The sequence below is a fragment of the Anaerosporobacter sp. genome (assembly GCF_031551385.1).
In the GTDB taxonomy this organism is placed as follows: Bacteria; Bacillota; Clostridia; order Lachnospirales; family Lachnospiraceae; genus Anaerosporobacter.
Window position 1 is genome coordinate 1 of record NZ_JAVBNS010000015.1, and the last position, 10964, is coordinate 10964.

At 33.8% G+C, this 10964-nt stretch carries 12 protein-coding genes; 3 read left to right on the forward strand and 9 right to left on the reverse strand.

What is annotated here, in order from left to right:
• From RMR19_RS02265 to RMR19_RS02280, 4 genes are all read right to left on the reverse strand, one after another.
• On the reverse strand, positions 1–481 hold a 481-nt coding region (locus tag RMR19_RS02265), incomplete at its 3' end, for a hypothetical protein (protein WP_310601869.1).
• 397 nt (positions 482–878) lie between these two features.
• The gene (locus RMR19_RS02270; protein ID WP_310601870.1) at positions 879–1472 is read right to left on the reverse strand and encodes a lactate utilization protein; all 594 of its coding nucleotides are present in this window, start codon (positions 1470–1472) and stop codon (positions 879–881) included.
• A gap of 15 nt (positions 1473–1487) precedes the next feature.
• A complete protein-coding gene (locus RMR19_RS02275) occupies positions 1488–1976 on the reverse strand; it encodes a hypothetical protein (protein ID WP_310601871.1) in 489 nt (162 codons plus the stop codon).
• Between the two features lie 140 nt (positions 1977–2116).
• Positions 2117–3655: a hypothetical protein gene (locus tag RMR19_RS02280; RefSeq protein ID WP_310601872.1), complete on the reverse strand. Its 1539-nt coding sequence runs from the start codon at positions 3653–3655 to the stop codon at positions 2117–2119.
• A gap of 360 nt (positions 3656–4015) precedes the next feature.
• On the opposite strand from RMR19_RS02280, the gene RMR19_RS02285 reads away from it, so the two are divergent.
• The 3 genes from RMR19_RS02285 to RMR19_RS02295 are packed head-to-tail and all read left to right on the forward strand — an operon-like array spanning position 4016 to position 6904.
• On the forward strand, positions 4016–4831 hold the full coding sequence (locus tag RMR19_RS02285) for a NisI/SpaI family lantibiotic immunity lipoprotein (RefSeq protein WP_310601873.1): 816 nt from the start codon (positions 4016–4018) through the stop codon (positions 4829–4831).
• A 58-nt stretch (positions 4832–4889) separates the two neighbouring features.
• Entirely contained in the window at positions 4890–5549 is a 660-nt protein-coding gene (locus tag RMR19_RS02290; protein ID WP_310601874.1) for a response regulator transcription factor, read from the forward strand.
• Positions 5540–6904, forward strand: a complete 1365-nt coding sequence (locus RMR19_RS02295) for a sensor histidine kinase (RefSeq protein WP_310601875.1) — start codon at positions 5540–5542, stop codon at positions 6902–6904. The genes RMR19_RS02290 and RMR19_RS02295 overlap by 10 nt, the downstream gene beginning before the upstream one ends.
• A gap of 98 nt (positions 6905–7002) precedes the next feature.
• Here RMR19_RS02295 and RMR19_RS02300 read toward each other — a convergent pair whose 3' ends face one another.
• The 5 genes from RMR19_RS02300 to RMR19_RS02320 form a co-directional block, all read right to left on the reverse strand.
• Positions 7003–7491: an SMI1/KNR4 family protein gene (locus RMR19_RS02300; RefSeq protein ID WP_310601876.1), complete on the reverse strand. Its 489-nt coding sequence runs from the start codon at positions 7489–7491 to the stop codon at positions 7003–7005.
• Positions 7469–8047 carry a hypothetical protein gene (locus RMR19_RS02305; protein WP_310601877.1) on the reverse strand — a complete coding sequence of 193 codons (579 nt, stop codon included), beginning with the start codon at positions 8045–8047 and terminating at the stop codon, positions 7469–7471. Before RMR19_RS02305 ends, RMR19_RS02300 begins: the two co-directional genes overlap by 23 nt.
• Before the next feature lie 234 nt (positions 8048–8281).
• Positions 8282–8866, reverse strand: coding sequence for a hypothetical protein (locus RMR19_RS02310; protein WP_310601878.1), 585 nt, complete (start codon positions 8864–8866; stop codon positions 8282–8284).
• Positions 8867–8999: 133 nt separating this feature from the next.
• Complete coding sequence (locus RMR19_RS02315; protein WP_310601879.1) at positions 9000–10379, reverse strand: Ig-like domain-containing protein; 1380 nt, start codon at positions 10377–10379, stop codon at positions 9000–9002.
• An 81-nt stretch (positions 10380–10460) separates the two neighbouring features.
• A partial coding sequence (locus RMR19_RS02320; RefSeq protein WP_310601880.1) for a hypothetical protein occupies positions 10461–10964 on the reverse strand: 504 nt, incomplete at its 5' end.

Sequence of the window (10964 nt, forward strand, 5' to 3'; positions counted from 1 at the left end):
AATACCAGTATTTCTCTAATCGCCATGTAGAAAGACCAAAGGACTCACTGCTGGAATTCATAAATGGTGGTTTTGTATTGTCTTTCCTGTATATAATCGCATAGGTATTCTCTTCAAAGCCAAACGTTATTTGATCATCATAGACAAATATTTTATCCAAATACTCACCCTTATATTGCTCGGAAACAGCTTTTATCTTTTCTACAATCTCTTTGTCTACGTCAATATGTTCAAGACTATCCCCGATATGTAACAAATAAGAATCACCATGCTGCCACAGCCCAATACAATCTTCTTTCTTATAGTTATCTTTCAACGTAATCAAAGCACACTTTAGTTCTTCAAAGGAATCTTTGCACTCTTCATACCGATCAGTTCTATAAATTCTATCTGCATTATGAAACGGATCATATATTGTAATAAATAGAAACAAAAAGATTCCACCCATAATGGATATCCCTACAAATATTCCTTTTTTCATGTTTTTTCCTCGCTATATTATTTATTTTATGTTTTTCAAAAAAACTCTTTCAGCAATACCATCTCCTCACAAAATTACTTTTGATACACTATATCATGAAATTGCTTCTTTCTTGCATCATTTTGGGTTCAATTAACACACCCGCCTGATAATTACACATTTATCATTTAATCTTTAATACAGTAAAAAAGACATTTTTCTTTTATTTTACTATATTTTTGCAAAAATAATATATAGTCATATATTACCATTGTTTTGTATGTATTTAAAAATCAACACTGAAAAAGAGATATCCCACAGTTTCCCAACCATAAAATATCTCAGTATCTTATGTTTTTTATTCACGATGCTCCTTATATACATAGCACCAAATGTGTTCGACTTACCCAGACTTGCATTAATAACCTAATTCTTCATCAATAAAAATAACTTCACAATTCATTCCTAACGGTGGACGTTCTATTATCGTTGTGATCCGACAGATTCGTTCTGGGCTATTGCAATGATAGCACTTATCTCCGTTTACAGCACATGGGGTTTTAACACCTAATCGTTTCGCATTCAATGGGGCTGCAACATTTTTACTCCGATCGATTGCTTGCTCTAAATTTTTTGTTACTTTATTTTTCCCAATGATATAATAGCAAGTTTCAGGATGAAATGAAGTCATTGCAACACGATTTCCTGTTCCATCAATATTGACAATCTCTCCTGATTCTGTTACGGCATTTGCACTTGTTATATAGATACTGGCATGGCTGGCTAATTGTCGAATCTCAAGCGAAGCCACTTTATTATGCCATATGACAACATTATTTTGTTGCAGTGCCTCATATAATCCCAATTCTTTCAACGTTACGCTTCCACCAAATCCTATTGCCCTACCTTGTAATTTATTCGAAAGATACTCTGTTGCTTCTTCCTTCTTTGCAAATAAATTTGTTATAAATCCGTGTTTTTCAAAGTTTTTTCTTATTTCTGTATAATTCATATTTTCCCTTTCTCATTACTGAAAATAATCCCATTCAGGTAAAAACAGAGTATTATATTTCTTTTTATTATCTTTTATCTCCGGGTATCTTTGTACCAATTCAATTAAAATCGAACGCATGTAAGGTGCTATGGGCCATGCATCTTCCAGATTACGACCGTAATCAACTGAAGCATAGTAGATAATAAGTTTCGAAAAAAACAGCCCGTCCTCTTTCAATAGCATCTTAATAGTATTCCAATATTGTCGAGAAGTGTTATCTTTGCTTAAAATAGAATTGAATGAATCTAGAATAACAAACATAAGTGTAAAACGACCTTCGTCACTAAAACTTATATTTAAATATGCATCTATAAATTCATCTATACGGTCTGGATCATTCAACATCAATTCGGGATCTTGACTATGCCGTGCAAATTCAACTATACTTGGAGGAAATGGTATTTTAGAAAGTACTTCTTGGACACCTACATAAGCTTCTGCTCCATCATATATTTCTCTCATAATTCTTGTTCCTTCCTGAGTTTATTTTATCTTCTATGGTTTCTAAGATATATAATATTTTTAATTATATCAAAACAATACCTAAAAGTATAGAATTGTATCTTCCTGCTTCCTATGACCTATAATATATAAAGTCTTCATCATTCCAACATCTTCAGATACTTAGGATAAATCAAATCTGAAAGCCTTATATACGGTATATCTACACCTCCATAAAGATAAAAAAACGCTATCTTTTTATCTTTATCAATATACCAGCAAGTCTCTTCTTCTGGATTATTTAAACGTTCTATAATCTCTTGAGGTGTATTGCTGTGATAAAAATTCTCTTCCTCTTCTGATGTATAAATCCAAAATGCATCTCTAAATGTATAAAAAATTGGATTTATAGCACTATTATAATCTGTTACTTGATTCGTACCATCATCACGATCTATTAAACGTTCGTCAATCATCATAAAGTCCGTTAGCGTAATCTCTTCTCCTGTTGTCATATCAATAGTAATACGGGCAGTTCTATATGAGGAACTCATATTATTATAGGGTTCTCCCTTCTCGTCTAAGTACTCCCAATATCCATCAATATAACAGGAACAGCTGAATATGTAATCATTGAAGAATCCTAGCCTATAGTCAAAATTATATTCACCACCCGGATCAGAAAAATCTGCAAACGGCTCTCCAGTATATATTTTCAAATCCGTAAGAACTCTATCTCTTAATAGGTTGTTGATACGATCTTGTTTCTCTTTATCTTTTAATCCAATAATTTGTGGATACTCAACATATGACATATTTTCCATATAGGATTTCTTAATGATTGTGTAGGTCGTTTCTCCCTCCCATAATTCATCTGTCGTTCCCAGTCCATCAAATAGTTCCTCAATTAGAACGTCTTCAACATAGATCTGATGCTCTATATTCGCAAATTCAATACATACAAGCTCTCCTTCCTCCGTTTTAAAATACATATAATCCATACCGTTTGTTGCTACTGGATAAAGTCTTTCGTTCTTTTTGCACTCTCTATCACATACCAAATCTCGTTTTAATGTAATATAGTTTTCAGCATCATTTTCAATTTGGATATCTTCGATTGCTTTTATTTGCAAATTGGGTGTAATCTCATATTTACATGTTCCATACCAATTTCCAAATAGATTCATATGTTTTCCTATTACCACCCCACTCGATGTCACGGTATCTGGTATGATACTGCCTTCTATCTCTTCTTTGATAATTACTTTTCTATTATCATCAATTTGGTATAAATATGTTTTACATAACCCATTATTATATTGCGCTTCAAATAGTATTCCGATTTTATTATTTTCTGTTTTTAGCAGATATAGATGTTCAAAAGTTTTCGCTTTTGTAATGTATGTTATATCGCCATTGATAGATATAAACAGTCTATTATTTATGTATACACCATCAAAATAAATATCTACCTCGTCGAATTTCCCATCATTGTTTAGATCAATAAGGTTTTTTTGATTCAACTCTATCTTTTTACATAGTTCTTTTGTTTTTGGTGCTTCATTCAAATAATTACTACTAGATTCTGTCTGTGTTTCGCAATGTTTGATTTGCAATATGGCAATCATCAGTATTATGCTAATTAAAATAATCCAAAAACAAATCTTATCTATTTTTTTGTGTCGATTGTCTCTTAACATCTTTGTTCCTCCCATAATTTCTATCTTCTAATAAGTTATACTCTATTCAAAAACTTTACGATATTTAGAATAAATCAAATCTTATTACATTTTTTCGTACAATATTTCGCTTTCATCATTCACGCCCTCCACAATTCCAATATATCACAGGAATGTTTCTTTATTGCATCATCCATATTATCTTGTAAAATTAGAAGTCTTTTCTTTCATCTCTTTTGCTATGCGTGATTGTAATTTCAATTTCTTTATGAAATCTTCAAAAATGGCAGTTATCCTTTTTTTATAATTATAAAGAAAGGAGAATAGTCAGCTTAGTTCTGACTTTACTATGATTTTCTCATTGGGAGGGACAAAGAAATTATGAATAAAAGTAAAAAGATATTGACCACGTTGTTGCTTAGTTTTGTTATATGTATTTCCCTTGCGGGGTGTTCTTTGCAAGATAAAATCGAAGAATATTCCCGTGACAAAGAGCAATGTTATCTGAATACGGAAGATGTGACACAATTTAGCTTCAAAGGAAATAAGTATACCATTTTAGAGGACACCGTCTCTAATGGTGGGCTTGGAGAATGGGTTGGATATATCCGACAACTAGTCGCCATAGACGAAAAAGGAAACGTGTTGCTTCAAGAAGATATGGGGGCGACTACGTTTCAGACTTTGGCAGATTTGACGGATAAAGCCCCCGAAGCTGCTTATATCATCCCCTTCTTGAATGTGTATGCAGCACCCAACGCTAACTCTTATCTGATTGTAGATGTAAACGGCGGGTATCACAAGGCGGTTATAAATGAAAATATCAAGGACACAGATACCGTTTTTGACTTTAGAGAAACAGAGCAATCCGTCAGTGGTGACTTCACAATTAGCCCCAACAATGCAACACAACTTCTTTGTGACGAGGCAATTTATCAAGTAACGTCCGAAACAGTATCAAATGATGAATTAGGAAGCTATATTGACATTATTGCAGAAAGCGTTACATTCAATACAGAAACAAAAATACCTTTGTCAAAAGAAGATTTGAGTAATATTGACTGGTACGGGGAAAATGCTACACAAGGACGAGAACAATGGTTTTACACAGATATTTATGAGATTTACGGTACGAACAAGACCGAAGCTGTTGCAGTTAGGATCAATAACCACTACTATATTGCAAAGCGACAATGACAGCTTTTCTACACTCAAGGATTATGCTATACTAAAAAGCAAAGAAAGGGGGCATAATATGGCTACAATTCTTATTGTTGATGATGAACAATCCATTTTAGACCTTGTGAAAAATGGACTGCAAAAAGACGGACATTTGGTTAGTGTCTATACATCTGCCACACAAGTTCCTATTGATAAGTTAAACAAATACGATTTAATTATACTGGATATTATGATGCCAGATATAAACGGTTTTTCCTATTGCGATAAAATCCGCTCACTCGTGGATTGTCCTATTCTCTTTTTAACTGCAAAAACAATGGAAAATGATATTACATTCGGGCTTGGCATGGGTGCAGACGATTATCTAACAAAACCATTCCGCATTGCAGAACTGCGAGCAAGGGTAAACGCTCACCTACGACGCGAACATAGGGAACGGCACACTACTCTCACTTTTGACAGAATAAAGATAGATTTATCGGCAAAGGAATTACGAGTAGACAATACCCCTATTCCATTAACTAAAAGTGAATATCTGATTTGTGAATATCTTGCTAGAAACAAGGGGCAGGTGTTTTCAAAGGAACAAATTTACGAAGCAATTTTCAGCCTAGAGGGTGACAGTGATAATTCCACTATTTCCACTCATATCAAAAATGTTCGGGCAAAAATGAGCAAACTAGATATTCAGCCAATAGCGACAGTTTGGGGGATCGGATACAAATGGGAATAAAGAAAACCATATCACTGAAAGCGTCTTTTTGGAAATTTTTATGTATGCTACTAATTGGATTAATTGGCTCTGTAGTGATACCATTCGTTCTTATTTTTGTTGGAACAAACGTAGGCTTTATTACCTATGCGGATTATTTGGAAATAAACACACACAATCTCGCTCCTATTATCGCTGCGACCCCTGATTTGGCTGATGTGCAACTTCCTTTGGGGTGCAAGTCTTTAGTGTTGGATAAAAATTATCAAGTGATAGATACATCTTTAGTGGGGGAAGATTTAGAACGTGCTATGGATTATGCTATATCTGGAAAGAGAAATGCAGACCTTAACAAACAATATTTACTTGTCACCCGTGAAAACGAATTTGTTGTTCTGCAATACTATATTGGCTCACAGTATACAAACGAATGGTTTAATGGGCATTTTCCCGCGCCGGATATTCTACTATATATTCTCATAGGGATAAACTGTATCACGGTATGCGTCATATTGACTGCGAAATTTGCAAAAGATATGCAGTTACAGCTCGCTCCGCTTTTTAAAGCGACGGAACACGTTACACAACAAAATCTTGATTTTGTTGTAGAACACTCAAAAATCAAAGAATTTGAAGATGTGCTTGGCTCTTTTGCAGATATGAAAGATACTCTGAAATCGTCTTTAGAAAAACAGTGGAATGTTGAACAACTACAAAGGGAGCAGATTGCAGCACTCGCCCACGATTTGAAAACACCCTTAACTATTATTCAAGGAAATATCGACTTAATAGGTGAAACGAAACTAGACGAAGAGCAACAGATCTATGCGGGGTACATTTCCAAAAGCTCGGAGCAGATAGAGTTTTATATAAAGACACTGATTGACATATCGCGTTCTGCTGCGGGGTATCAGCTCCATTTAGAAGAATTTGATGTAATTGACTTTATGGAACAGATGAAAGCACAGGCACGCTCTTTGTGTCTCACAAAGAGTGTGTGTTTACGTATGGAAACAGGATTAGACACAGGAACTTTTAAAGCAGATAAATTGTTACTAGAACGGGCGATTATGAATGTTATCAATAATGCATTAGACTATTCGCCACCAGAGGGGACGGTTTCTGTAATAACACAGAATAGAGACAATTCTCTGCAAATCTCCATAACGGACGAAGGAAACGGTTTTACGCCGGAAGCCTTACTTCATGCACAGGAGCAATTCTTTATGGGGGAGAAAAGCCGAACATCTAAAATGCACTTTGGAATGGGGCTTTACATTACCAACAGCATTGTCAAACAGCACTACGGACAACTCATAATGCAAAACTCTGCTAAAACAAAGGGTGCACAAGTCATTATAAGAATTCCATATTAGAAATTAGTGGGCGATGCTACGGTGTCGCTCATTGTTTTTTATGGTTTCATTATTCATTATTTTCACTTTTCATCTTACAAATTCTTTATAAACATAATTTAATTCTCGTCATATGCATCACCTATAAACTGAAAATTACTATCTAACCAATATAAGCTTTTACCCTCATTTTTCAACAAATATATCACTAATTCTGTAAAACTTTTTGCAATAATTGCACATTCGCCAACTACTCCATGCCTATCCCAAAAACTATCATAACATCTTCCTGCTCTTTCCTCTGCTAAATCAATAGTTATATAATTGTTTTCACTATCATTACAAACAATATACCATTTTGATGATATATCCTCCTCACAAAGATCATCAACAATAATAGGGTTAGCTAATACCATCTCTTTTGGACTAACAATCGTAAATCCATATTCTTTACTAAGAAACAAAGAAATACCACCACAATTTTCATAAAACATTTTTAAATCCATTGGTAAATTGACTTCTTCGTCTAACAAAGGTTGTCCACACGGACTATGTACAATACAATCTGGCATACTTCTAATTTCATCAATCATTTTTACGATATCCATTATCAAAATCTCCTATATACAATTCTATAATTTCACTCAATTTATATACTATAAAATCTCCTTTTTCGAATGTCATACTCGAATAGGTATTCTTTAAAGTATCTCGCATCTGTATGAATCGAACAATTTCCTCTTCGCTTTCAAATAATCCATTTTTATTAAGTTGAATCGCTTCAAACTCTGGAATTCTCCCCGAAACCACATCATTATTTATACAAGAATAATAGCTGCCACCTGCATATGCATAATCATAACCTAAAAATGTACTCTTTAAATGTGCTTCTTTAATCACTGGAAATCTCTTATTGGTTTCACATAACAAAATCCGATAATCAAATCTATTCTTTAGCAATTCATTTATATACTTCTTAATGTACGGAAGATCATTGCAGCAATCTACATACCTATCGTCACTCCATGAAATATCAATATTATTGACATAATACTCTTCCAATTCTCTGTTTGGTTTATCAAAATCAAAAGTCCAGTTCTTCCCCTCTATTCCTTGGTAAATCCCTTCCTGCTTTACTTGAATTACAATTCCATTTCGGAACATTATATTAAAGCCTCTCTTTCTACTTAGTTTTTTGAAGTCTTTCTATATGTATTATCCATTACTTCTTTCACAAACAGTTCTCTGAACTTATCCAAATTATCTATTACTGTAAGATTAGATCTATTATATCTTAGCCTTCACATATTCATTAAGTTCATTGTCCTATCTTACATGCGTGTATTCAAAACTTTCACAGCACATTTCTATCAGTAACTACTTTCGTAAAACATCTTGCTATAATCGCAAAAACCTACTATATATTTGTTTGCTCAAATCAATCCCGCTTTCATTAACGCCTTCATACCAATCATATATATCAACAAATAGGACTTTGCTCCAATTTTCTAATAAATAATCAATGGACTCTGCAATAATTAAACCATTTAAATTAATGCCTGTATCAAATACTTCATGTTCCCAAAAAGCAATTTTACCATTTCTTTTATCATAGCAAAAAGCATCTCCATTTGGAAATCTAAATATCGGATACCAATTTTTCAAATCATTTATAACGATTTCTTGCTCCTCTATACACCCTGCCTCTACACTATTTGCTATTTCATTTATCTCTCTATGTTTATCTAAAATCTCCTCATATGGGACTAATTCAATAAAACCTTGTATTCTTTCTGCATCTTCTTTCCAAACAAAATGAAATTTTTTATAATTATTATACAAATACTTTACTTCATCAGAAATCCCATATTCAAACAAATCAAAAGAATAATCCATTTGATGTTTTAATATACATTTATCCACAATTATAATATCATTTCTTTTATGGATTTTATTAACCAATTCCTCAAAATAGTCTTTCATAATGCTACCTCTACCATTGAATTAGAATTCTACCAAGCCACACTCATCATAAACATCACCCCTTGCCATCAGATAACTCAAAATAGCAAGGGGCGATGTTATTCTCTACTTATTTTTATTGCTTCTATACCGATTATTTCACCGTTACCTTACATGTTGCTTTCTTGTTTGTACCGTCAATGGTATATACCGTAATAACAGCACTTCCTTTAGATTTTGCAGTTATAACACCATTGCTGCTCACTGACACAACATTAGAATTGGACGATTTCCAAGCGAGACTCTTACTATCCGCATTTTGAGGCTGTAGAGTTACTTTTAGTTTTTTCACATCCCCTCTTTTCATTGTAAGGGTCTTTCTATCAAGTTTCAGCTCTTCAATTAATAGTTTCTTTTCTGCATTAATAGTAATTTGAGTGTGGTTAAGAGCACCATTACTTTTTCCAAGACCAATATGTCCATTTTGGTTTGAGCCAACAACTTGGACTGTATGATCTAACATCAATGCAGCATTACCAACACCACCAGCAGATACCTTTTCTACTTTATCCAATACCTTTATTGGTTCTTTCGCATCTTGGGTTCCACCAATTTCCGCACGGCTATTGTTTCCCCACCCCCATAAAGTATTGTCTGTCTTAACTGCCATACAGTGGAATCCACCAGCATCTATCTGTTTTACATCGGACATAATAAAGTATGGTTCTGTAATTTTGATATCATTACTTGAGTTCACTCGATTAAAATTATTATCTCCCCACCCCCACACATTGTTATTTCCATCAATCACATATGTATTAAAACTATCTGATGTAACATACTTTACATTATCCATTATCTTCACAAATTCGCGTACATTTGTGGTGGTACCATTTCCAATTTGACCAACTTGATTTTTACCACTGCTCCAAAGGCTTCCATCATTTTTAATTATATTAGAATGGTAGCTACCTGCATCAATCATTTTGACATCTTTGGCAACTTGAATTGGCTCATTTTGATACTGTCCATAAATAGCAATTCCTAACTGCCCATAATCGCTCATGCCCCAGCCCCAAACAGTATGATCCTTTTTCAGTACCAAAACAAAGTTGCTACCACAGGCTACATCAATTACATCATCCATGATTTTAACGGGTGTTTTATATTTTTTAGCACCTTCTGCAGGGTTAATATGTCCAAAAAAGTTACTGCCCCAACCCCATAATGTGTTATCATCCTTTATGACATATACTGCCACACTTTCATCATTGTCCACTTTTATGACATGATCCATTATAAAGATTGGAGTAGTTTCATCACTCGTCTTTGTACTTACCAAATTACCACCATTATATCCACAACCCCATAGGTTTTTCTCTTCATCAATAAAAAAAGTTGTGTTAGTTCCCATGCGCACATCAGAAAACTTGGTAACTGTTATCGTCGCGGCCTGTGCAGTTGTTGCTATATTACTAGAAGTAATGATTAACACAAGTAATAAAGACAGAAAACATTTCATCATTTTTTTCATTAAAATTTACCTCCCAATATTTTATATGTACAGAATACCATTAAAAGAAACATTTTACAATAAATAACGCGGGATATCTCGCTACTCTTCTAGCAATTCTCCAAAAATTTCTTCTACTGTCTTAGGCTGAATCGCATTTTGGGTTGCATCAAAAAAAGGCTTTGTTATCTCATTCCATGTTTCTTTATTTACAAGAACATCATCATACCCCTCCATGCGTATTTGATAATAAAATGGATCCTGGATACCTTGTTCAAAATCCAAAATTGTCTCCCAGCCCCCTTTATCATTCAAGACAAGATATCGATCCGCTATGTAATTCGCATGCAACCCATTGTGGAACCATATTTGACCTGTTCCTAGTATCCTTGAATCCCAAGCTTGTCCTATGAAGATTGGAGAAAATTCATTTTCTTCTAGCTCATATTTTAAGATGTAAATCTCACCACAACTAACCCCCAATTCTGGAAGTCCATCTCCATCTAAGTCATTATAGTAAAAAGAATATGCGTCAAGCTTTTCAATTAATTCCTCAAACTCACTTCCTGCTTTATATAGATCTCTAAAATATTCTTTCTCACCATT

Coding starts and splice junctions, on each gene's coding strand:
- RMR19_RS02270 (WP_310601870.1), bottom strand. CDS start 1,472: ATGAATTATACAGAAATAAGAAAAAACTTTGAAAAACACGGATTTATA.
- RMR19_RS02275 (WP_310601871.1), bottom strand. CDS start 1,976: ATGAGAGAAATATATGATGGAGCAGAAGCTTATGTAGGTGTCCAAGAA.
- RMR19_RS02280 (WP_310601872.1), bottom strand. CDS start 3,655: ATGTTAAGAGACAATCGACACAAAAAAATAGATAAGATTTGTTTTTGG.
- RMR19_RS02285 (WP_310601873.1), top strand. CDS start 4,016: ATGAATAAAAGTAAAAAGATATTGACCACGTTGTTGCTTAGTTTTGTT.
- RMR19_RS02290 (WP_310601874.1), top strand. CDS start 4,890: ATGGCTACAATTCTTATTGTTGATGATGAACAATCCATTTTAGACCTT.
- RMR19_RS02295 (WP_310601875.1), top strand. CDS start 5,540: ATGGGAATAAAGAAAACCATATCACTGAAAGCGTCTTTTTGGAAATTT.
- RMR19_RS02300 (WP_310601876.1), bottom strand. CDS start 7,491: ATGGATATCGTAAAAATGATTGATGAAATTAGAAGTATGCCAGATTGT.
- RMR19_RS02305 (WP_310601877.1), bottom strand. CDS start 8,047: ATGTTCCGAAATGGAATTGTAATTCAAGTAAAGCAGGAAGGGATTTAC.
- RMR19_RS02310 (WP_310601878.1), bottom strand. CDS start 8,866: ATGAAAGACTATTTTGAGGAATTGGTTAATAAAATCCATAAAAGAAAT.
- RMR19_RS02315 (WP_310601879.1), bottom strand. CDS start 10,379: ATGAAAAAAATGATGAAATGTTTTCTGTCTTTATTACTTGTGTTAATC.